Raw genomic sequence first — 24744 nt, forward strand, 5'->3', positions numbered from 1 at the left:
TTAACCTCCTTTAGCCAAATCTTCCTGTTATATAATCTTCTGTTTTTTTGTTTTTAGGCATAGAAAACAGTTTTTCCGTTTTATCAAACTCGACAACCTCACCATGCAGAAAAAATCCCGTCTTATCCGATATTCTGGTTGCCTGTTGCATATTATGTGTTACTATAATTATAGTATAATTTTTCTTAATATCAACTAATAAATCTTCTATTTTCATTGTCGAAATCGGATCCAAGGCCGAAGTAGGTTCATCAAGCAAAATAACCTCAGGATTTACCGAAAAAGCCCTGGCAATGCACAGCCTTTGCTGCTGCCCTCCGGAAAGGCCCAATGCATTTTTCTTTAATCTGTCCTTAACCTCATCCCACATTGCAGCCGAACGAAGGCTTTCTTCAACTATATCATCAAGCTTCGACTTTGACTTTACCCCATGTGTTTTAGGTCCATATGCTACATTTTCATAAATGCTCATTGGAAAAGGATTAGGCTTTTGAAAAACCATACCGACTCTCTTCCTTAGTATAGTCGGATCCATGCTCTTATAAATATCTACACCATCCAAGCTCATTTTTCCTGTAATTTTAACTCCTTCAATTAAATCATTCATTCTGTTTAATGATTTTAAAAGAGTTGATTTACCGCATCCCGAAGGACCTATAAACGCAGTTATTTCATTTTCAAGAACTTGCATATTTATATTTTTAAGAGCATGAAAATCTCCGTAGTATAAATCTACATTTTCTATTTTAATCTTGCTTTTACTTGCCATTACTCATCCTCCCTATTTTTCCCGCAAGTTTTGTCGTTGCGTAATTAACCATAAACACTATCAATATTAGAATTGCTCCAGTTGCAAAAGCCATATCTTTAGAATGCGGAAGCCCATCACTTGCAAGCATATACATGTGAATTGAAAGAGTTCGCTGGGATGCAAATAAATCAAATGTAGGATTTTTGAATATATTCGTACCGCTCGTAAAAATCAGCGCCGCAGTTTCTCCGACAATACGCCCTATTGCCAATATTACACCGGATAATATTCCGGGCATCGCAGCAGGCAATACAATTTTGAATACTGTTCTAAGCCTTGATGCTCCTAATCCGAGACTTCCTTCTCTGTACGTATCCGGAACAGATTTAATAGCTTCCTCCGATGAACTTATTATGACAGGGAGTATCATTATAGATACAGTGCATATTCCAGACAGAACAGATGCTCTGAATCCAAGCAGATTTACAAATAAAATCATGCCAAACAAACCATAGACTATTGATGGAATACCGGCAAGTGTATCTACTGCAACCCTGATAACCTTGACCACCTTGTTTCCTCTTTTTGAATATTCCGTAAGATATATTGCGCAGAAAACTCCCATGGGAACAGCAATCACCAGCGATATGATAATCATTTCCATTGTTGTTACTATTGACGAAAATGCAGAAAGCGATTCGGAATTATATTCTCCGAATAAAAATTCCATAGTAATATTTGGAATCCCTCTCAGAAGAATAAATAAAAGTATATAAATTAATATTCCTACAGTCAGAATTCCACAAAACCAAACCATTGCTTTCATAATCATTGATGCTATTTTTCTTTTCTTTAGATATTTCTCAGCTTTAATTTTTTCTTTCATAGTCCCACCTAATTTCTAACAGATTTTGATTTTATAAGGGCCAGTGCCGTGTTTAGAATTATTATAAATACGAACAGCACAACACCTGTAGCTATCAGTGAAGATTCGTGGAGACCTGAAGCATAACTCATTTCAGTAACTATGTTTGTTGTAAGAGTTCTTATTGGTTTTAATAATTCGATTTTATCTAATGGCATAACTGCATTTCCTGCAACCATTACAACCGCCATAGTTTCTCCGACAGCCCTTCCTATTCCCAGAATTATGGATGTTAGTATCCCTGATTTTGCTGCCGGAACCACAACCTTAAAGACAGTTTCTTCCTTTGTAGCACCAAGTCCCAATGCCCCCTCCTTATAACTATAAGGAACAGCCTTTATGGAAGATTCACTTATTGATATTATTGTAGGGAGTATCATTATGCCCAAAATAATTGAAGAGGACATTATGCTGAATCCGTTTCCTCCAAAGTATTCTCTGACGTATGGTACAACAATCTGCATTCCGAAAAATCCATATATTATTGATGGTATCCCTGCCAGCAGGTTAACTGCAGGCTTTACTATTTTATAAACCTTCGGCGGACAAAATTCAGCCATGAAAACCGCGCACATCAGGCCTATCGGTACGCCTATAACTATTGCTCCTGCCGTAACATATAAACTGCCGACAATCATTGATAGTATACCGTAAGAAGCCGGAGTATTTGTAGGACCCCACTTTTCATTTAATATAAAGTCCACAAATCCTATCTCAGCTATCGCAGGTATTCCTCTTAGTAAAAGGAAAAGACAGATGGCTATTACCGCAATAACCGAAACCAGTGCAGACAAAAAGAATACTGCCTGCATTAAGTTTTCTTTAATTCTATATGATGCCATTGTCACTGATGGTTCATTTTTATGCATTTATTTCTTTCTCCTTTAATTCATTTATACTGTCCATAATATAATCTTCAAAAGTAAAAAAACATGCTCTGCAATGTAAAAAATATGTAAAATTTTATATAAACTTTACATATTTTTTGTACTTTTTATATTTAATTTAACAGCAAACAACTAAATTTCTATTGTTTCCTTTAGCGCAGTATAAATTTTTATCTGCTAAATTCAAAACATCTATAAAAGATAAATCTTTCTCTTTATATTCATGAACTCCCAAACTGATGGTTACCGAAACAACTATGCCTTTTCCCAATTCAAATACCTTGTTTTCAACCGCATACCTTATTCGTTCTGCTACATCAACTGCTTCAGGCTCTCCCAGCCCGGGACATATGAGAAGAAACTCATCTCCGCCGTACCTCCCTATATAATCTGTATTTCTAATACAGCTGGAAATAACTCTCGCAACCATAGCAAGAACACTATCACCCACAACATGTCCATACGTATCATTTACTGATTTGAAATTATCTATGTCAATCATTGTTACACTGAAACCTAAATTGCTATCTTTATATTTATCAAAAATAATTTCACCAAGCCTTATAATCTCAAATTTAGATAAAAAACTGGTCAGATTGTCATAGGTAGCTAAGTCTTCTATTTTTTTATATGAAATAGCATTCTCTATAGCTATTGCGGAATAATTTGCGAGTATTTTAAGCGTGTGCAAATCATTTCTGTCATACGCGTTATGTTCCTTGCTTTGAGCAGTCATCACGCCTACAACTTTATCGTTAATAATCATTGGTGTATATATGAGAGAATTCATATACGACTTCCCGTTTTCATATGTTTTTCCAACATCTATAGGTTCATTATTAATATACTGATTGTACTCTTTATCTAAATTTCCTATTATAATATCTTTCTTATTTTTTACACAATAATATCCAAAAAAATTATATGCAGATTCCTTGTAGCTCACAACTTCCTTAATTTCAAATCCTTCGCCAGCAAAATAATATGTAGCTTTATCCTTTTCATTATCATATACAACTATGCCAAAGTAGTCAGCCTCAAGCAACTTATTTATTTCTTCATTAATTATGTCAACTATTGATTTAATATTTAAATTAGAAATTATCTTTTGGCCTATTGTAGACAAAAGTTCTGTCTTTCCATAAAGTGATTTATACTGATCTGCTTCTCTCTTGGTATGTTTAAAATTCATTTTTGCCATTAACTGATTCTGTTCATAATCGTACATCTTATCATCAACCAATATATAATTCTCCAAGCATTCCAATGCTTTATCCAACATTCCGGATTCCTTGTATATTCCGTAAAGAATATTGTAGGATTCTCTCAGAAGTACATTAAGTTCCTTAGAACGGCATATTTCTATTACCTCGTTCAAAAGATATATCGCCTTCTGCTTCCTTCCCACCAGTACATTCAGCTTTGACCATTCAACCATTGAGCTGTATTTTTCATAAACAAAATTATTATCTACAGCGAAATCATATGATTTCTTGAATGACTTTTCTGCCATATCATATAAATTAAGTTTCACGTATGCCATTGCCGTTAACTTATATATTTCGCACATATCAGTAATTAATTTAATATCGCTCTCTATTTTCAGAGATTTTTCTATATATGAAAGGGCCTTGCTTGATTCTCCGATATTGATTTCTATCTCGGCCATGGCTAGATTACACGAAATTTGGTGAGTGCTGCTCAATTCATAATCCATTATCTCAAGACTGTGAAAAATTTCCCTGCCTTTTTCGAAATATTTCATCTCAATGTAATTTATGCCTGTGTTTATAAGAAGTATCACCAGTGCGTCCTTGTTATCCATTTCTTCACAAAGTGAAATACCTTTAAGTCCCCATTCATTTGCAAGTTTAAATTGACCAATTTGACAGTAAACGTTTGTCAGCCCATTGCAAGCATATATCAAACCGTCTTTATTTTTTATCCTTTCAAATACATCATATGAAGTCAAAAAACATTCTGTAGACTTATTATAATTGGATTTGTCAAAATTATACCAGCCTAAAAAATAATAAGCCCATGCATTTACACTATTAAGATTATGTTCTTTCGAAAATTTAAGCAACCCTTCAATTATTTCCTTCATGAAATAATTATTATGTCTTGCAGATAAAAGGTTGCGAAAAAAGTCAATATTATTCTCATTTTCTTTGAGTTTATTCAGTTCATCTTCATACTTTCGCCGAAAGTTCATACTTCCACTCCTAGCACATCAATGAGCAATATGTATTTATATGTATATATATGATATAATGATTTTATCATAATGTCAAACGAAACGATATTACTAATCAAAAATTTATAAGAAAAAAACAGCCCTGAAGATTTACTGCAGGGCTATTAATTGCTTTTTATTATGCATTCATTCCATGAGTATTTTGATAGCTTTGTACATACTCTTCAAGCTCTCTAGGTGATTTTTTATACTTCATAGGTTTTACATATTGCTCAGAAGTAGGATCTTCTTCCAATGTCATTATTGTAATTCCCAAGAATGCAAATGTAACTGATATAATCGGACTTAAAATATTAAAGAATGCGTATGGAATATAACTTATCGTAGGCACGCCAAGGAATGTTGACATTGTTGCGCCGCATGTATTCCACGGAATAAGAGCCGATGTAACCGTACCTGAATCTTCAAGTATACGAGATAGGTTTCTCGGAGACAACCCTCTTTCCCTATAAGTATTTCTATACATTTTACCAGGAAGAGCTATAGCTAAGTACTGGTCCCCGCAAAGGAAGTTTACAAACAAACACGTAATTGCAGTAACAAGAACCAGTGAACCGGTACTTTTTGCAAGAAGCAGCAGCTTGTTTGCTATTGCAGCCATCATGCCTGATTTTTCTAGTATTCCACCGAATGTCAGCGCACACATAATTAACGAAATAGTCCACATCATGTTCTGCATACCGCCGTTTGTCAAAAGTTCGTCAACAACAGCATGGCCTGTTTCAGAAACTGTTCCATAGCCTGCTATATCTAAAATGTAACCTAAGTCTCCGCCTTGGAACGCAGTACAGATTGCACCCAAAACACATCCGATTATAAGTCCAGGAAGTGCCGGAACCCTCATAGCAACAAGAACAATAACTATAACAGGAACAAGCAGCAACAGCGGATTAATGATGTATACTTCAGATATTGCATTCAGTATACCGTTGATTTCAGTTGTATCAAGAACTGCACCTCTGTACTGAAGTCCTATAAATATAAAAATTACTAAAGTTATTGCGTATGATACCGATGTTGTGTAAAGCATATGCTTAATGTGGTCAAATAGCTCAGCACCTGCCATTCCAGGGGCAAGATTCGTAGTATCGGATAACGGCGAAATTTTATCGCCAAAATATGCTCCGGATATTATCGCACCCGCTGCTAAAGGGACTGAAATACCAAGTCCTTGCGCAACACCTATAAGAGCAACACCAACCGTTCCGGCTGTTGTCCACGAGCTTCCTGTAGCCAGAGAAACAACACTGCAGAGCAATACTGATGCCGCCAGGAAAAACGTCGGAGACAATATCTGCAGCCCGTAATAAATCATTGTAGGTACAATACCTCCTCCTATCCACGTACCGATAAGAACACCTATTATTGCAAGTATTAAAATTGCCTGCATTGTTCCACTTATTGAATTAACAATGCCTTCTTCAATCTCTTTCCAAGTAAAACCAAGTCCATATACTGCTATCAGCGTTGCTATAGCAGAGCCCATTACAAGCGGAATATGAACGTCTGCGCCATACTTAAAGATGCCCACCCCAATTAGTGCCACTGTTATGACTACCGGTATGATAGAAATTCCTAAAGTCGCTTCCTTCTTTTGTTTTGGAACTTTACTCATAGTTATCCTCCAATATTATTTGTTTGTGTGCAGCATGTATTAATATAAGGATGATAAATGATAACCCCACAAATCTAAGACAAACCCTAAAAAAACCCATTACTAACCTTATACTCTCTACAATACACACCTTTTTGCATAAAACGCTTTCACAACATACAATTTTTATGCGTGAATTCGATTTCCTGCATTATAATAGTAGCACATGAACAGGCATTTGTAAACAGAAATTTGTTAACTAATTGTTACTTATTAGCTAATTTTATAATTTTTCAATGTATAATACAAATTATTACAAGAAAAAACCAGGGCTGGAGGCTCTGGTTTCCAAAAATTAATATTTATTAAAAAATGTTATTTTTATACTCTATATATAAGGCTCGTATTTCAGTCATTTTTTCATTCATTTGTTTCTGAAGATCTGAAGAGGAATCATAATCGCCCTCGTTCAATGCATTCTTTATCTTAGTAAAAATACACTTTTTCGACATACTATCCTTCATAAGCTTTGTTTTTAAATAAACTATTCTTTCCCAGTTTACAACATCAAGGTCAGTTGCATGGTCGTGTTCGTTATGAAGCTTTACAAATGTTTTTAAGAGCATTATATTATCGTGAATTATTCTACCTCTAAGCTCATTTTTCCACTTCTGGAGAGTAGACTCTTTAAATGAATTAATTAACTCATCTGTAAATACATCTCCTGATTTCAATACCTGCTCTTTGAGACTGTTTGATTTAAAACCGCTTAAATTCTCCCATACTGTAGCAGGAGCAGTTCCATAAAGCTTGTTGCGTTCTTCTTCTGTGTACTTTTCAAATACGTCTTTTTCGCTCCTATACTCTCTGAATTTTTCGAGGTATACCGCATCTTCTCCGTATTTTTTGGAAATTTCTTTTTCCAGTTCTTCGCAGCTTAATCCTGCATCTGTAACTTTAATTATTCCGTCCAGCATAGCTTGATAAGCTGCAGCAATTACAAGATACGTATTGGTATATGGATTCGGCGAACGCAGTTCAAATCTTATAGCTCCAGGATTGTTTATATCTCTTATGACACCAACGAGTACGGATCTGTTTCTTGACGGTTGCTCTTTAGTTCCGCCTAATGAGGTTACTATGCACACAGGCGCTTCAAATCCAGGTTTCAACCTGTTAAAAGCATCATTTGTAGCAGTTACTATAGGATTGATTACTTCATAATTTTTCAATACACCCATTAATGAACCGTAGCCTATTTCGCTCAGATAATCTTTTCTGATATCCTTCGGTGCAAACAGGTTTATTCTTTTCCCGCTCTTTAGCTTAACCGCAACACCAAGGTGCGTATGCTCCCCGTTTCCGGCAACGCCTTCTATGGGTTTTGCCTTAAACAAAACTTCTAAACCATGGTGTCTGAATTGATCTTCAATCAACTCTCTTATAAATATTTCATTGTCAGCAGTCTGCAGAGATTCCGAAAATCTCCAATCTATTTCCAGCTGCTCCATAACATGGGTAATTCTTCCCTTTGCATCAATCCTGTTTGGAATTCCACCCACTTCTTTATGAGCCATTTCAGGTTTTAAATCGTAGCGCTCAAGCATTTCCATTATTTTTTCAATCACTGTCCTCACAGTGCCCATGGTTCTTTTCCAGTATTGTTCTTTCAGCACCTGTGATGTATGAAGCTCTTCAAAATCAGCGCTTTGCTCAGGCGTCTTAACCCACATTTCAAGCTCAGTGGCTGACGTCAAAAGCACATCTTCGATATCTTCATATTCAAATCCAAAACTTTCGGGAATTCTTGAATTTTTCTTTAATACTTCCAATATTTGAGTTTTAAAATAATTTGTTGCTCTTTTCAAAATTGATCTGGAGCAAACCTGTTTTCCGCCGTGTATTATAAAAGAAGGAATCTTTAAAGTCCCTACCGGAAGCCCGTTTTCATCATTGTAATGTTCATAATTGTAATCAACAAACCAGTTACAGTCCAAGTCAGGCAGTATGTCAACTCTTGCATCATTTAAATCTGCGATACCCTGAAGCTCAACGCTTGATCCGTCTGTCTGAATTCCAAATTTCAGCATTTCCTTCATATCTTTTATGAAAAGCTTAACAGGTATTTTCTCATCTGTTCCGTTGCCGCCTATATCAACGCCCATAAACGACACAAACTGTATTTCCGGATGCTCTTCAAGTACTTTTGTGAGTTCCGGTATTTCATGATTTTCGGGCTTAATTATATAAATCATAAAAATATATTTCCTCCTTGTTTTTTATAAGGTATTTTAGCACACGAAATTTCATAATGCAACAAAATTGTATGTTATATATACGAAATATTTATCTTTTTTATATAGTAAAGTTCGTGTTATTGCTTTTTACCTACATATGTTTATCAACTCGCAGGGCTCATATATCAAGTATTCCGGCTTATGTTTTTTCAAACTTTCCACAGTATTGTAACCCCACGCTACTGACGCTATATCTATCCCCGTATTTTTTGCAGCATGTATATCCCTTATTTCATCTCCCACATAAAGAACGTCTTTCAAATCCAATTTTTCTTTTTTTATTACTTTTTTCAACTTAGATTCTTTTCCGAACATGGATGAACTTGCAATGAAATCAAAAATATCCGCATTTTGTTCTTCTAAAAACATCTGAACGTTTGTCTTTGAATTAGTGGTAATAATTGCCGTACTTATTCCCATAGACTTTAGTACTGAAACTGTATTGAATATATCGTGCTTGCATGGTTTAATGTTCCTTATGTCGTGTTTTAAAAGTTTTTTCCCTCTTTTAAGAATAAAAGGCAGGTATCTTTTCTTAAGCTCCACATAAGCCATCAATTCTCTTGCGCTCATTTTCTTGATATGCCCTAATTCATCTATGGTAATATTTCGCAAATTATATTTTTCCGCCAGCTTCTGATATATAACAAAATTAACTTCTTCAGTATCTGCCAACGTTCCATCGAAATCAAATAATACATATTTATATTTCACCATAATCCATCCTTAATCTAATTTATCCATAAATAATAGCATAATACAAGTACTTGTTCAACTATATTATATTTTATCTATCCAGTCAATTTTTAATTTATAAATTTTTTTGCAATTTTAAAAAACTCCTTGTTAAGGAGTTTTTATGTTACAATGATTTCATAATTTTACTGCATCCGTTTTTTATAAAGCTCATATATTCCTGTTCTTCAATCAGATTTGGGTAAGTAACCTCAGGTACATGCTCGTTTAAAAATTCTATTATCTTTTCTTTAGAATTTTTGATACTAATACTGCCGAGCTCCTTTAAATTTATATTACTGTTAAATTCAACTATTTCTTTAATATACTTTTCAAAGAAGTTATTTATAGCTTTATTATCATAATATCTCAAAATTGTTCCTACTGCCGCACCCAGTTCATCATCACTCAAATCCACACTGTTGTGAAGAGTGAGCTTGCTTGCATTAAATTTATAGTATTCATCAAACCACAAGTGACAGTAGTATCCCAATATGAATGACTTCTGAACATTATTAAGTTTATTTAGATTAAACTTTTCATAAAATTCTCGAACGTCTATATTGCCATCCTCATCAAATGTATGCATCTCCTCAAAATCATCTTCGGTGATTGTGTCCGGCGACATCATACCTATGATAAAGCTGGGAACATGAATACCTGCTTTAAAATTTTCTATAAACAATTTACCAAAGTGCATGTTGGTACTTATTGGCGGCATTTGTATTTTTAACTCCTTTTAAAATATTCTCGTATATTATACCAAAATAATAAAAGTTTGTACAGTAATATTTATGATAATGCGATCTCAGGAGGTTCTGTGGTTTCTCCGGTTTTTGGATTAACAAATGCAAGCCAGTAACCATGTTTGTCATAATTATCCTTATTGCTGTATGACCAATTTTTGAAACCCGTCACCCCTTTGTAAGGCTGTTCTTCCTTGGAAAATTCGCCAGGAATTCCATATACAAACTTGATAACATCACCTTTTTCTTTATATACACCAAAAATATAATGCCCGTATTTTTTCATGAGACTGCTGCACGTGGTTACACGATTTGACATTGGATATGGATAGTACGAGCTGACTATTTGATTATAATACGGCAGGAATCCATTTTTAATTCCCGATTCATCATATGGTATGTACCACCAATAAAAGCTCTTTATTTTTACAGATAACGGCTCGACCTGTTTATACTCTTTTAAAATATTATATAGGCTCTCGTCAAATTTATTTCTGTACTTCCTCGACTGTGCTTCTGCCGGAATGTCTTTTTCTTTCTTACTATTTTCATCTATATTGATAGCAGAATTTACGGTTGTCTTTTTCATATTGTCTTTTTTACGTGAAGCTTCTTCTATTTTTGATTGCTCTCCATCAACTTTATCTGATTTTTCTATTATTTCTTTGGTTTCTTCTGTTTTGTGCGAAGCCTCTTCTATTTTTGATTGCTCTTCATCAAATTTATCTGGTTTTTCTATTATTTCTTTGGTTTCTTCTGTTTTCTGTTTTTCCGTCAATTCGTTTTGTTTTTTTCTGTCGTCTGTTTTGTTTGCAACGTCAGGAACTTCTACTTTCTCATTTGCAGTTTTATTGGAAAGTTTATCTTCATCCGCTTTTTCAGAAATCGATTTGCTTTCTTCTACGGTATCTCCCTCAATAACAATATCATCTTCATCCAGTTCTAGTTTTTTTATATGCTCGACAGATGTTGCATTAAACAAGTTTGTGTACATAGATATTTTTTTGTCCTTTACTACAGCACAAACATTGTAATCTTCAATTGCATTGTTATTTCCAAATGTCAACAGCTTTTTGAGCATACCTTTTTTGTTATTAATTTCGCCAAGTTTTATTTTGTTATCCCTATCCTTATACAAATATACTTCGCTGCTTGTTTTTGCATCACCTAAATTTTCCACAGATACAATTATATTTCCCCTTATGCCCCTTATGTCAAGGCGAACATAACCCCTTGATCTGTCCTTCTTATTTATCTGTTCAAAAAACTTCATTACTCTATAGTTTTTATTATTCATGAATTCCCTCCTACAAAATACCTGTTACAAAAATATATGCTAAAATTTCTGTAACATTACTTTTTTATGGCAAGCTTTGATTATATTAGTTTTGAAATGTCATATAATGAGCTTAGCACAAGCCAATTTTGAGGGAAATATCTCATGATATTCCAGTACCCTACTCCTTCAAAGCCATAATCCGAAAAAATATCCAGCTTGGATTCTATGCTTCTGGCATCTTCAAACCACACCTGATGCTGGTTCCCCTGATCATCGTAGTAAATAAAGTATGGAGCTTGAGATACTTCATTGTATTCTATGGGCGCCCCAACTTCATCAGCCAGCTCTACCGCCTGTACGTTTGAAATAGAATTCGCTTTTGAAACTCCCTGAACATAAGGCAGTTCAAAATCATAACCATAATTAGGAATTCCCATGTAAATTTTATCTCTTGGTATTTCAGTTACAGCATAATCTAAAACTTCTTTTACCTTGTTAACAGGTGAAACCGCCATTGCAGGCCCGTAAGTGTACCCCCATTCATATGTCATAAGCAGAGCTCTGTTGGATGCATCACCAAGGGCATGATAGTCATGAGCTTCATACAACAACCCTGGCTGGTCAGCTGAAGTTTTAGGTGCAAGCGCCGTCAATACAGTAAATCCTTCCTCATTTAATCTGTCAGTCATTTTTTGAACAAATGCAACGAATTTATCTCTGTCTTCCGGCAATACATATTCAAAATCTATATCAAGCCCGTAATATCCTTTTTCCTTCATTGTATTTACTACATTTTCTATAAGGTTGTTCTGTATATTTTCGTCATTTAGTAATCTATGTGCAAGCTCATTACTGAATTTTCCTTCTTCTGTCAGTGTTGAAATCAACATCAGCGGCGCAACTCCAAAATCTCTCGCTATCCTTATAAGCTCTTCATCATCTATATCTATTAGATTTCCTTCAGGCGTTATGCCGTAAGTGAAAAGCGTTAAATACGTTAAATACGGAAGAGTTTTCATAAGAACTGTTCTGTCAATGTTGGGATATGCATATCCTATGACATGAATAGGCCCTCTCTTTTCCTGATCAAGACTTATTATTATCTGTTCCCCCGGAAATATATCATCGGCATACATAATCTGAGGATTGTACTGCAATAAATTTATAACCGATATGCCATATCTTTGAGCAATATTTTCTAAGGTATCTCCCGGCTGCACCGTATGAACCTGGTCAGGAACGAGTATTACTATTGTCTGCCCTACCACCAGCTCATTAGGATTGGCAAGTTCATTGTAAGCAATTATTTGTTGAGGCGTAGTGTTGTATTGTTCTGCAATACTATATATGGTATCACCTGGCTTTACTACATGAATTATCATAATTTCTCCCCTTTCTTTTCTTTCATTAGTATATGCACAAAAAAAACAATTGTTAAAATTTCAGCATCATTGGCAAACACAAAATAATCTTAATATCTTTCATATTGATAGTAAGAATACTTTACTTTGTAATCCTAGTTTTATTTAGAGAAAAGAATTTATTGGTAAAAAAATGACATGTGCAATGATTTCTCATCACACATGCCTTATATAGATCCTATTTAGGAGGATAGGCTTATTAAACGCTGAATAAAAGCTCTCCGTAGGTTGGGAATGGCCAGTATTTTTTTGCAGTATTTGTCTCAAGTTCATCCACAATCACTCTCACTTCCTGCATAGCTGCAAATATGTGCCTCCTGGTGAAGTCTGCGCATTCATTCGAATTATCCAGATTTTTAATATCTATAAGCTTATTTTCAAGCAATTCTATCTTATTGTACAGCGAACGCATCAGCAAAGATAATTTTAGCACCAGAGCTTTTTCTGTTTCGCAATCTACATCTATTAAAAATACTTTTTTAGAGTTTGCAGTATCGCTCAATTCCTTAATATATAAATTAACTGCCGGTATTATATATTTCTTTACTATATCTATTAATGTAAGAGCCTCAATACATATTTCCTTACAATATTCGTCAAGCACTATCTCAGTTCTTGAATATATCTCCTTCTTTGATAGTATTTTAAATTTCTCAAACAATTTAACATTTTTATCTGATGTAAAATACGGCAGGCTTTCAGGTGTTGATTTCAGATTGAGCAGCCCTCTTTTTTTCGCTTCCTCAACCCATTCATCCGTATAGTTGTTTCCGTTAAATATAATCCTCTTATGTGCCTTTATGGTATTCTTCAAAAGAATATTTAACGCTTCATTAAAATCATCCGCCTTTTCAAGAACATCAGCAAACTGAGACAATACCTCTGCAACTATAGTATTCAAAACCATATTTGGTCCTGCTATAGAAAGTTTCGATCCTACCATTCTAAATTCAAATTTGTTCCCTGTGAAGGCAAAAGGAGATGTTCTGTTTCGATCTGTGGTATCCATAGGAAATACCGGTATCGCATCCACACCTACAGCCATTTCCCTTTTGTATTCCTTATCATATACCACACCGCCTTCTATTGATTCGAGCACTGAAGTCAGTTCATCTCCTAAAAATATAGATATAATTGCCGGAGGAGCTTCATTTCCGCCAAGCCTGTGATCATTTCCGGCAGTGGAAACAGATACTTTAAGCAAGTCCTGATAATCATCTACTGCTTTGATAACAGAGCACAGGAATAGTAAAAACCTTGCATTCTCTCTCGGTGAGTTTCCCGGCTCAAGCAAATTTATGCCTTCATTTGTGGAAACAGACCAGTTATTGTGCTTACCGCTTCCGTTTATGCCGGCAAAGGGTTTTTCATGCAAAAGACATGTAAGTCCGTGTTTCGAAGCAATCTTCTTCATTAATTCCATAGTCATCTGATTATGGTCGCACGCAATATTTGTATTCGTAAATATTGGAGCAAGCTCATGCTGCGCAGGTGCAACCTCATTGTGCTCTGTTTTGGCCAATATCCCCAACTTCCACAATTCTTCATTCAAATCCTTCATATACTCCGCTACTCTAGGTCTTATTGTTCCAAAATAGTGGTCTTCCAATTCCTGCCCTTTTGGCGGTTTTGCCCCAAACAATGTCCTTCCTGTATAAACTAAATCTCTTCTTTTGTTGAATAATTCCGTATCAATTAAAAAATATTCCTGCTCAGGCCCGACTGTTGTAATGATTCTCTTTGTATCCTTGTCTCCGAATAATCTCAGTATTCTGAGCGCCTGAACATTTAATGCTTCCATTGACCTTAGCAGCGGCGTTTTTTTATCAAGAACTTCCCCTCCATATGAACAAAATGCTGTTGGAATGCATAACACCGAATCTTTAATAAACGCAAATGAAGTTGGGTCCCAAGCAGTATATCCCCTTGCTTCAAATGTTGAACGAAGTCCTCCAGACGGAAAACTGGATGCATCCGGCTCGCCTTTTATCAGCTCTTTTCCTGAAAACTCCATTATTACCTTTCCGTCAGACGTTGCGGAAATAAAACTGTCGTGTTTTTCTGCAGTAATTCCTGTCATTGGCTGGAACCAGTGTGTAAAATGGGTAGCTCCTTTCTCTACGGCCCAGTCTTTCATTGCGTTTGCCACAACATTTGCAACATTTAAGTCCAGGCTGCTGCCATTCTGAATTGTTTCTTTGAGTGCTTTATATATTTCCTTCGGTAATCTTTCCTTCATTACTTCATCATTAAATACCATACTTCCAAAAATCTCTGATATATAGCTCATAATTTCCTCCCGAAAAGCAAAAAGACGCCGTAGGAATAGTCCTACAGCGCCTTTGCTGTTTTATTATGTATGCATTATATACATCCCTAAAATATTTGTCAATAACTTTTCAAAAAAATATTAATATATTTATAAAAAAGTTAATATCTGTAATAAAAATTCCTACACTACTCTAATAATTGCATCTAAATATATAAAAAAAACTTGACATTTAATATCAATTAGATTATAATTCCAACAATACAAATATCCGCCGCAGGCGAACCTTGTATTTGATATGAAGATGAACAAAGGCGTTCATTATAACCATTAGTTATAATGCGCCTTTTTTTATACTCAGGAGGGACATTATGAAAAAAGAAGGCCAGATCAGAATCCCTTCCGGTTGTGCTATATCCGGAATATTCTCTAAAGACAACAGAAAAATTAATGGCGAAACAATTATTAAATCAATTTCTACTATGCATGATCGTTCCAACGGACTTGGAGGCGGATTCGCCGGATACGGAATTTATCCTCAGTACAAGGAACTTTATGCTTTTCATGTCTTTTATGAAAATATAGCATCAAAAAAAGAATGTGAGGACTTTCTCGAAAATCACTTTGATATAGAAAACCTCTCTAAAATACCTATAAGAAAAACTTCTTCCATAACCGATGAACCGCTTATATGGCGGTATTTCTTATATCCAAGGCACTCTAAATTAGCGGACTCTCAGTTGGATGAAAAAGAATTTACCGCACGCTGTGTAATAAGGATTAATTCCGACATTAACGGAGCTTATGTGTTTTCCAGCGGAAAAAACATGGGTGTTTTCAAGGCTGTTGGCTTTCCTGAAGATGTAGGATATTTCTACAGGCTTGAAGAATATGATGGCTACTGCTGGACTTCACACGGCAGATATCCAACAAACACTCCCGGTTGGTGGGGAGGAGCACATCCTTTTGCACTGCTTGATTTTTCTGTTGTTCACAACGGAGAAATTTCATCATACGACACAAACCGAAGGTTTATGGAGATGTTTGGTTATAAATGCACTCTGTTAACCGACACAGAAGTAATCACATATATAATCGACTATCTTGTCAGAAACCAGGGCCTTACGCTAACTGAAACGGCAAATGTTATAGCTGCGCCATTCTGGTCAACAATAGAAATGAAAAACTCGAATGAAAAAGCTAAGCTGAAATATTTGAGAAATGCATTCAGCAGCCTTTTGATTACCGGACCATTTTCAATACTTCTCGGATTTGAAAACGGCATTATGGCGCTTAATGACAGACTCAAACTTCGCTCAATGGTAGTAGCAGAAAAAAATGATATGTTTTATGCAGCCAGCGAAGAATGTGCTATAAGAATCATTGAGCAAAATCCAGATAAAATTTGGTCGCCTGCAGGCGGAGAGCCTGTTATTGCAACGTTAAAGGAAGGTGCATCAAAATGAAAACAAATTTATTCTACCCTGATTATGAAATCATAAGAGATGATAACAAATGCATAAGCTGTAAAATCTGCATAAACCAGTGTTCAAATGATGTGCACGTATATAACGAAAAACTAAATAAAATAACCGCTGACAACAGAAAATGCGTAAACTGTCACAGATGTGTCGCCACGTGTCCTGTCACAGCATTAAAAATAGTGAAAACTGATCATGCGTTCAAAATTAACAACAACTGGAACGAAACTGCAATTGAAGAAATATATAAGCAAGCTGAAAGCGGTGGTGTACTGTTATCTTCTATGGGAACTCCGAGCAAATACCCTGTTTATTGGGATAAGATCTTAATAAATGCTTCACAAGTAACAAATCCTTCAATAGATTCACTTAGAGAACCGATGGAAACAAAAGTTTTTCTTGGTAAAAAACCGGATAAAATATTGAGAGATAAAAACGGAAACATAAAAACAGATATGGAACCTCAGCTTGAACTTTCTGTTCCCATACTATTTAGTGCAATGTCCTACGGTTCCATAAGCTACAATGCCCATGAATGTCTTGCAAGGGCATCTGAAAAATTAGGAATACTTTATAACACAGGCGAAGGAGGTCTTCATAAAAATCTATACAAATACGGCGGCAATACAATTGTGCAGGTTGCCTCCGGGCGTTTTGGAGTTCATAAAGAATACCTTGAAATCGGAGCCGCCATAGAAATTAAAATGGGTCAGGGAGCAAAACCCGGTATAGGCGGACATCTGCCCGGTTCCAAAATAGTGGGTGATATTTCAAATACAAGAATGATACCGGAAGGAAATGCCGCCATATCGCCAGCGCCGCACCATGACATTTATTCTATAGAAGATTTAAGACAATTAATCTATTCTTTAAAGGAAGCAACTGATTATAAAAAACCAATTATAGTAAAGGTAGCTGCAGTTCACAACATATCTGCTATTGCAAGCGGTATCGCCCGCTCAGGTGCAGATATTATTGCAATAGACGGCTTCAGGGGAGGAACGGGAGCTGCCCCCACAAGAATAAGGGATAATGTGGGGATACCAATTGAACTTGCACTGGCATGCGTGGATCAGAGACTCAGAGAGGAAGGAATACGCGGAAATATTTCAATTTTGGCAAGCGGAAGCATTCGAAACAGCTCTGATATTGTAAAGGCAATTGCCCTTGGAGCAGATGCTGTATATGCAGCCACAGCTCCTATGATAGCAATGGGGTGCCACGTATGCAGAAGCTGTCATTTAGGAAACTGTAACTGGGGTATAGCCACACAGAACCCGGAGCTTGTTAAAAGACTTGATATAGATGAAGGCAGTCAAAGACTTTATAATTTAATTTCTGCATGGAAAAGTGAAATAAAAGAAATGATGGGCGGAATGGGAATAAATTCAATTGAAGCCCTCAAGGGCAACCGCCTTATGCTAAGAGGAATAGGTTTAAACGAAAAAGAATTAGAAATATTAGGAATAAAACACGCCGGAGAATAAAGGAGACCAACTATGATTATTAATGCTGAAAAACTCAATTTTAAGGATTTAAACAATATCATAAAGCATTCAGATGACAAGACTATTAATATAACGGACTGTATAGGTCAAAGATACATTGCAAGCGGCTTATCCGAAAAAAATATTTTTATAAAAGGAACTCCGGGAAATGCACTTGGTTCATACTTGAACGGTTCTAATATAACCGTACTTGCAAATGTTCAGGATGCTGTCGGCGACACAATGAACGAAGGTAAAATATATGTTCACGGTTCAAGCGGAGATGCCGCAGGGTATGCCATGAGAGGAGGTAAAATATTTATAAAAGGCAATGCAGGCTACAGAACCGGCATTCATATGAAATCATACCGTGATAAGCTGCCTGTCATTGTAATAGGAGGATCAGCAGGCAGCTTTCTCGGTGAATATCAAGCAGGTGGAATTATTATTGTTCTCGGCATTAATTCCGATTATGACCCTCCGGTTGGATATTTTTGCGCTGCCGGAATGTACGGAGGAAAAATATACTTGAGATGCAATAACCCTCCCAAGGATATTCCATCTCAAATCAACGCACACATTGCAGATAAGAATGACCTTAGAGAAATAGAAAGCTATATCGATGAATTCTGCGTTGAGTTTAATTTTAATAAAGATAAAATTTTTTCTCATAACTTTTATGTGCTTACTCCAAATGCTCAAAATCAATATAAACAGCTTTATATCGACAATTAAATATTGTATAATAATAAAAAGTTATTCGGAGGTGAACCAATGAAATATACAATGGATGAGGTCTTACAATTTATTGATGACAATGATGTTAAATTTGTTCGATTGTCTTTTTGCGATATATTTGGAACTGTAAAGAATATATCTATATTATCTGAAGAACTGCCGAGAGCATTTGAAAGCGGAATTTCATTTGATGCTTCTTCCATAAGAGGCTTTCTGAATGTGGAGGAATCTGATCTTTTTCTGTATCCAGATCCTTCAACATTGTCTATATTGCCTTGGAGGCCGCAACAGGGAAGAGTAGTCAGGTTTTACTGCAACATAAAATATCAGGACGGAACACCTTTTGAAGGCGACGGAAGAGAAATACTTCAAAGAGCTGTTGATGTTGCGAAGAAACAAGGATATCGTGTAGAAATAGGACCGGAATGTGAATTTTATTTATTTGAAGAAGATGAAAAGGGATACCCCACAAAAATACCTCATGATAATGCGGCATATTTTGATCTTGCTCCTCTTGACAAAGGTGAAAATGTTCGAAGAGACATAAGTCTGACTTTAGAGCAGATGGGAATACACCCTGAATGTTCTCATCACGAGCAGGGCCCTGGACAAAATGAAATTGATTTTAAATACAGCGATGCCATGTCTGCGGCAGACAATCTCGTAACATTCAAATCGGTGGTTAAGACAATAGCGCATCTAAACGGGCTGTACGCATCCTTCATGCCCAAGCCGCTTAAAAATTACAGTGGAAGCGGCCTTCATATTAATATTTCATTGCTTAAAAATAACAATAATTTGTTTGACAATTTATTTGATGATGGACAAAACATTATGTCCGATGAGGCAGAAAGCTTTATAGCCGGTATTTTGAATAGGATAAGAGAAATCACCGCATTTTTGAACCCTCTCACTAATTCCTACAGCCGTTTGGGAAGCTATTCTGCACCGAGATTTGTAACATGGTCATATCAGAACAGGTCACAGCTTATAAGAATACCGGCAGCAGACGGCATATATTCGAGAATGGAACTTCGTTCATCAGATCCCAGCTGCAACCCTTACTATGCATTTTCCCTGCTGATATATGCGGGACTGGAAGGAATCAATGAAAATATGAAACTAAAACCTCCGTCAAACATTAATTTGTTTGAGGCGGGTGACGAAACGCTGAAAAACTATGAAACAATTCCGGAATCTTTGGAGAAAGCAATAGAATGTGCAATGAACAGCCAGTTTATCGCAAGATGTATACCTAAAAGAACTCTCGGGAAATATATTGCTGCAAAATTAGAAGAGTGCAAGCAGCATGAAATGGCAGAAAACAAAGATGATTTCGAGCATGTTACTTATTTTTATAAAATATGACGCCGGAAATAAAGATGCACCTGACTTTGCTTAAATAATACGAGAGGTGGTGATTTCATGGATAGTGCACTTATTGTATGCGGCTCTGATAAAGGAATCCAAGTCATATCAAAGCTGATGAATGACAATGCAAAAACACAGACATCTTCTGCTAAAAGCAGCTCCGAGGCAAGGCGTTTAATAAATGATTCAGACTATGACATTATTGTTATTAATGCTCCTCTTCCCGATGAATTCGGTGATAATCTTGCAGTCACTATTACTGAAATCAGTTCATCTGGGGTTATATTGATTGTTAACAACGAAATGGTTGATGATATATCGGCAAAGGTTGAAAATTATGGAGTTCTTATCATTGCAAAACCTATTATAAGACAGGTTTTTACGCAGACTCAGAAATTTGCACTGGCATCTAATAGACGAATAATGGGGCTGAAAAGCGAAAATATTTCCTTACAGCAGAAAATAGAAGAAATACGTATTGTGACAAGAGCCAAGTGTGTGCTCATTCAATATTTAAACATGACAGAAAGCCAGGCACACCGGTATATAGAAAAGCAGGCCATGGACATGAGAACATCCAGACAGGTAATAGCCCAAAATATATTAAAAACATATGAATCATGAACTATTTCAGCATAAAACGAGCTGCCAGTACCAGGACTTGCCAGCCAAAATGATGATACATTACCATACTGCTTTACGTTAAAAAAATTAACCCCAGTAAGTAGTATAGAAAATACTATTACCCACAGTATTGTTGGCGAAGAAGGTTTCCTATATCTGCATATAAAATTATACCGTCTTTATCTATGATAATAATATCTTTATAATTATTCTTATTACGCATGGCGATTTTCCTTTATAACGTTTTCTACTTACTGTATATTATAAAGAATTATAACATCATAAATATTATCCTTCAATATATTAACCGCGGCCATTTTTATAATCCTCAAATAAAAATCAGATGCTGCAGCAAATAAAATTACTGCAGCATCTTACTTTATTTTACACTAAAAAAATCTAGCATCTCCTGTTTCGGCAGCCGCATTTCGGCGGTGGTGGCGGAGGTGGTGGAGGAGGACAGCTGCACCTTCCGAAACCGTATCCGAGCAATAGCCAGGGTATTATTCTACATAGCATATTCATCAATCCTTTTTTTATGCTTACAATATACTATTCTTGTCCTGACAGTAAGTTACAGAAAATCCGACACTCCTTTAAATATTTTTTACACTGCTAAAAAACCCGGTATTACTTGTATTTGTCGTTTATTATCTGTTTAACCAGTTCTTTGGCCAGAACAGCATCTGCCCTGCCCTTAGTTTCTCTCATAATGTATCCCATTATTGCACCTATGGCTTTTTCTTTGCCATCCAAATACTGAATCGCCGCTTTTTCGTTCGATTCAATAGCTTTTTCGCATATACTCCTGAGAGCATCCTCATCTATACCTTCCATATCCTTTTCAGTAATAAATGATTTCGCAGGCTTTCCTGTATCAAGCATTTGCTCCAATACATTTCTGGCCATACTTGAGTTTATCTTTTTCTTTTCTGTTAAAATAACAAGCTCGTTTAAAAATTCAGGAGGAATAGGAATATTGCATTCTTCCTTCTCGGTATCCGTTGAAAGACGCCTGAATATGCTTCCCAACATATAATTAGCCGTTATCTTTTTGTTTTCCACATTATCTGAAGCTTTCTCAAAATATTCAGCTACTTTTTTATATTTAGTTAACAGTTCGGCATCATCCTGTGACAAGCCCATTTCATCAATGAACCGTGCCAGCTTTTCTCCCGGAAGCTCCGGAAGGCTTTCTTTATATTTTTGTATTTCTTCATCCAAAATGGATATGGTAACCAAATCCGGGTCCCTAAAATATCTGTAATCATCAGCATCTTCCTTGCCGCGCATGCTTTCCGTAATATTTAAATCGGAGTTGTATCTCCTTGTTTCCTGTTCTATTTCTCCTCCGCTTTCCAATATGTCAATCTGCCTGTTAAACTCATATTCCATTGCCTTTGAAATAAAGTTCAGTGAATTCATATTTTTAATTTCAGTCCTGGTTCCGAATTTTTCATCACCTTTTTTCCTCACTGAAATATTTACATCGCACCTTAGAGAACCTTCCTGCATTTTTACATCCGACACACCTATATACTTCATTGTGAGTCTGAGCTTTTCTATATATTCAATCGCTTCTTCAATGCTCCTTATGTCAGGCTCCGATACTATTTCTATCAGCGGAACTCCTCCTCTGTTGTAGTCGACGTATACATCTCCACGTTCATGCACAAGCTTACCTGCATCCTCCTCTATATGGATACGGGTAATATTGATGTTTTTTCCTGATGACAATGTTATGAATCCTTGCTCGCAAAGCGGCTTGTCATACTGGGATATCTGATATGCCTTAGGAAGGTCCGGATATACATAATTCTTGCGGTCCATCTTTGAAATTTTTCTTATTTTGCAGTTTGTGGCTAGTCCGGCCTTAACTGCATATTCAACTACTGCCTTGTTCAGCTTCGGAAGTGTCCCCGGTAGCCCTATGCACACAGGGCAGCAATGGGTATTCGGCTCTCCGCCAAACTCTGTTGTACACTGGCAAAATATTTTTGTCTTAGTTGAAAGCTCTACATGAGTTTCAAGTCCTGCAACCATTTCCCAACTCATATTATCTCACCTCCGTTGCAATGTTTATATATTTCTCCGTTCATCTGCTGCTCATACTGATATGCCGCATTTAATATTTTCGCATCCTCAAAGCTGTCAGCTATTAGCTGCATTCCTATTGGAAGCCCCTTATCATCAAAGCCGCATGGTATGGACAATGCCGGCAGGCCGGCTATGTTAGCCGAAACAGTGCAAATATCTGTCAAATATGTTTCAATGGGATCCTTTGACGTAAAATTCAATTCAAATGCAGTCGTAGGAACTGTGGGGGCAAGCAACACATCACATGATTCAAATGCACTTTTGAACGCTCTGATTATTGAGCCCCTTAATTTCTGCGCTTTCTTGTAGTAAGCATCATAATACCCTGCGCTGAGCACATAAGTTCCCAGCATAATACGTCTCTGTACTTCTTTGCCAAAGCCTTCACTTCTCGTTTTGCATATCATGTCGTTAACATCACTGTACAACTCAGACTTATAGCCATAGCGTATTCCGTCATATCTTCCCAAGTTTGATGATGCTTCTGCACATGCTATTATATAGTAAACCGGAAGCACGTTCTTGATTTGCGGCATATTGAAATATACAATTTCAGCTCCTAAATCTTCATATACCTTTATTGCTTTTTCAATAGATTTTTTTATATCTTCTCTTATTCCATCAAAAAATTCCTTTGCTACTCCTATTTTCATGCCCTTTATGCTTCTATCCAATTTGTCGGAAGTCTTTGACCTTGACCCCCTGGATGTTGCATCATTGCTGTCATAAACAGATATTGAATCATAAATACAAGCCGCATCCTCAACACATGAAGCTATGGGGCCTATCTGATCCAGACTTGATGCGTAAGCTATGAGACCATATCTTGAAACAGTTCCGTAGGTAGGCTTTAGTCCCACTAGCCCGCAGAAGCTTGCAGGCTGCCTAACAGAGCCGCCAGTATCAGAACCAAGCCCGTACACTGCAATATTTCCTGCCACAGATGAGGCCGCTCCTCCTGAACTTCCGCCGGCCACGTGCCTCGTATCATGAGGGTTCAGAGCACCCCCGAAGCATGACGTCTCACATGACGAGCCCATGGCAAACTCATCCATGTTTGTTTTCCCCAGCAATACAGCATTTTGGTTTTTTAATATATTCCATACCGTTGCATCATAAATGGGAACATATCCTTTCAAAATGTTGGAGCCGCATGTTGTCTCAATACCATTTGTCGATATATTATCCTTCAACGACATAGGTATTCCTTCCAAAGGCATCAGGCTCTCTCCCCTTGCTATTTTTTCATCAACTTTCTTTGCGGTTTGTAATGCTTCTTCGCCTGTAATCCTTATATAGGCATTCAGAACTTTATTTTCCTCTTCTATTCTGTCTAAGTATTCCGACGTTAACTCAGTGCATGATACCTGCTTTGTTTCAAAAAGCTTTTTTATATGTTTAATTTTACTGAATGTTCTTTCCATGATACCTCCCATCATTTCTGTATTCTTCTGTAATATGAACATTATCTCAGAATTGAGATATCGTATTTATTTGACTTTCCTTCTTTTGATCATGAAATATCCGTTTTCTCCGCCGCTTCTGTTTTTAAGTATTTCCTCCCTATCATAGGAATCAACTACCACATCCTCATGAAATGCGTTGACTATATCATTAATGTCATCGAATTCAACATCTTCATCTTCCACAGCAGAATTAATTGTATCTGCAAAGCCTATTATTTCCGACATATCCTTCGTAATCTGCTCGATTTCATTTTCGTCTACCGACAGCTTTGAAAGTTTTGCGATTTTTAAAATATCTTCTCGAGTAACCATTGTAACC

Annotated in this window: 19 protein-coding genes; 5 read left to right on the top strand and 14 right to left on the bottom strand. The window is 36.3% G+C overall.

Annotated elements, in window-relative coordinates:
- Positions 1 to 10: 10 nt before the first annotated feature.
- From pstB to RBQ61_RS17055, 11 genes are all read right to left on the bottom strand, one after another.
- Positions 11 to 769: a phosphate ABC transporter ATP-binding protein PstB gene (gene pstB / locus RBQ61_RS17005; protein ID WP_308138401.1), complete on the bottom strand. Its 759-nt coding sequence runs from the start codon at positions 767 to 769 to the stop codon at positions 11 to 13.
- Positions 759 to 1637 (bottom strand): phosphate ABC transporter permease PstA, encoded by an 879-nt coding sequence (pstA, locus tag RBQ61_RS17010; RefSeq protein WP_213924832.1) that lies wholly within the window; start codon positions 1635 to 1637, stop codon positions 759 to 761. Before pstA ends, pstB begins: the two co-directional genes overlap by 11 nt.
- Positions 1638 to 1645: 8 nt before the next feature.
- Positions 1646 to 2545: a phosphate ABC transporter permease subunit PstC gene (pstC, locus tag RBQ61_RS17015; RefSeq protein WP_374049889.1), complete on the bottom strand. Its 900-nt coding sequence runs from the start codon at positions 2543 to 2545 to the stop codon at positions 1646 to 1648.
- A 136-nt stretch (positions 2546 to 2681) separates the two neighbouring features.
- Complete coding sequence (locus RBQ61_RS17020) at positions 2682 to 4778, bottom strand: sensor domain-containing diguanylate cyclase (RefSeq protein WP_308138402.1); 2097 nt, start codon at positions 4776 to 4778, stop codon at positions 2682 to 2684.
- 160 nt (positions 4779 to 4938) lie between these two features.
- Positions 4939 to 6435, bottom strand: coding sequence for a Na+/H+ antiporter NhaC (gene nhaC, locus RBQ61_RS17025; RefSeq protein WP_308138403.1), 1497 nt, complete (start codon positions 6433 to 6435; stop codon positions 4939 to 4941).
- A gap of 344 nt (positions 6436 to 6779) precedes the next feature.
- Positions 6780 to 8669: a glutamine synthetase gene (locus RBQ61_RS17030; RefSeq protein WP_308138404.1), complete on the bottom strand. Its 1890-nt coding sequence runs from the start codon at positions 8667 to 8669 to the stop codon at positions 6780 to 6782.
- Positions 8670 to 8798: 129 nt separating this feature from the next.
- Positions 8799 to 9428, bottom strand: a complete 630-nt coding sequence (locus RBQ61_RS17035; RefSeq protein WP_308138405.1) for an HAD-IA family hydrolase — start codon at positions 9426 to 9428, stop codon at positions 8799 to 8801.
- A gap of 145 nt (positions 9429 to 9573) precedes the next feature.
- Positions 9574 to 10167: a hypothetical protein gene (locus RBQ61_RS17040; protein ID WP_308138406.1), complete on the bottom strand. Its 594-nt coding sequence runs from the start codon at positions 10165 to 10167 to the stop codon at positions 9574 to 9576.
- Positions 10168 to 10238: 71 nt separating this feature from the next.
- Entirely contained in the window at positions 10239 to 11489 is a 1251-nt protein-coding gene (locus RBQ61_RS17045) for a hypothetical protein (RefSeq protein WP_308138407.1), read from the bottom strand.
- A gap of 80 nt (positions 11490 to 11569) precedes the next feature.
- Positions 11570 to 12853 (bottom strand): glycoside hydrolase family 18 protein, encoded by a 1284-nt coding sequence (locus RBQ61_RS17050; RefSeq protein WP_308138408.1) that lies wholly within the window; start codon positions 12851 to 12853, stop codon positions 11570 to 11572.
- A gap of 238 nt (positions 12854 to 13091) precedes the next feature.
- Positions 13092 to 15182: a glutamine synthetase III gene (locus RBQ61_RS17055; protein WP_308138409.1), complete on the bottom strand. Its 2091-nt coding sequence runs from the start codon at positions 15180 to 15182 to the stop codon at positions 13092 to 13094.
- Positions 15183 to 15532: 350 nt separating this feature from the next.
- On the opposite strand from RBQ61_RS17055, the gene RBQ61_RS17060 reads away from it, so the two are divergent.
- Genes RBQ61_RS17060 through RBQ61_RS17080 form a run of 5 tightly spaced genes read left to right on the top strand, consistent with a single transcriptional unit; the run spans position 15533 to position 20862 of the window.
- Entirely contained in the window at positions 15533 to 16627 is a 1095-nt protein-coding gene (locus RBQ61_RS17060) for a glutamine amidotransferase family protein (RefSeq protein ID WP_308138410.1), read from the top strand.
- Positions 16624 to 18129, top strand: a complete 1506-nt coding sequence (locus RBQ61_RS17065) for a glutamate synthase-related protein (protein ID WP_308138411.1) — start codon at positions 16624 to 16626, stop codon at positions 18127 to 18129. Before RBQ61_RS17060 ends, RBQ61_RS17065 begins: the two co-directional genes overlap by 4 nt.
- Positions 18130 to 18141: 12 nt before the next feature.
- Positions 18142 to 18864, top strand: a complete 723-nt coding sequence (locus RBQ61_RS17070; protein ID WP_308138412.1) for a glutamate synthase — start codon at positions 18142 to 18144, stop codon at positions 18862 to 18864.
- Positions 18865 to 18903: 39 nt separating this feature from the next.
- Positions 18904 to 20235 (top strand): glutamine synthetase family protein, encoded by a 1332-nt coding sequence (locus RBQ61_RS17075; RefSeq protein WP_308138413.1) that lies wholly within the window; start codon positions 18904 to 18906, stop codon positions 20233 to 20235.
- A 57-nt stretch (positions 20236 to 20292) separates the two neighbouring features.
- Entirely contained in the window at positions 20293 to 20862 is a 570-nt protein-coding gene (locus tag RBQ61_RS17080) for an ANTAR domain-containing response regulator (protein ID WP_308138414.1), read from the top strand.
- A gap of 630 nt (positions 20863 to 21492) precedes the next feature.
- Here the strand turns inward: RBQ61_RS17080 and gatB are convergent.
- From gatB to gatC, 3 genes are all read right to left on the bottom strand, one after another.
- On the bottom strand, positions 21493 to 22917 hold the full coding sequence (gene gatB, locus RBQ61_RS17085; RefSeq protein WP_308138415.1) for an Asp-tRNA(Asn)/Glu-tRNA(Gln) amidotransferase subunit GatB: 1425 nt from the start codon (positions 22915 to 22917) through the stop codon (positions 21493 to 21495).
- Positions 22914 to 24383 carry an Asp-tRNA(Asn)/Glu-tRNA(Gln) amidotransferase subunit GatA gene (gene gatA / locus RBQ61_RS17090; protein ID WP_308138416.1) on the bottom strand — a complete coding sequence of 490 codons (1470 nt, stop codon included), beginning with the start codon at positions 24381 to 24383 and terminating at the stop codon, positions 22914 to 22916. Before gatA ends, gatB begins: the two co-directional genes overlap by 4 nt.
- A gap of 66 nt (positions 24384 to 24449) precedes the next feature.
- A complete protein-coding gene (gene gatC / locus RBQ61_RS17095; RefSeq protein WP_308138417.1) occupies positions 24450 to 24737 on the bottom strand; it encodes an Asp-tRNA(Asn)/Glu-tRNA(Gln) amidotransferase subunit GatC in 288 nt (95 codons plus the stop codon).
- Between the last annotated feature and the right edge of the window lie 7 nt (positions 24738 to 24744).

This window comes from Sedimentibacter sp. MB35-C1 (genome assembly GCF_030913635.1).
Classification (GTDB): domain Bacteria; phylum Bacillota; class Clostridia; order Tissierellales; family Sedimentibacteraceae; genus Sedimentibacter.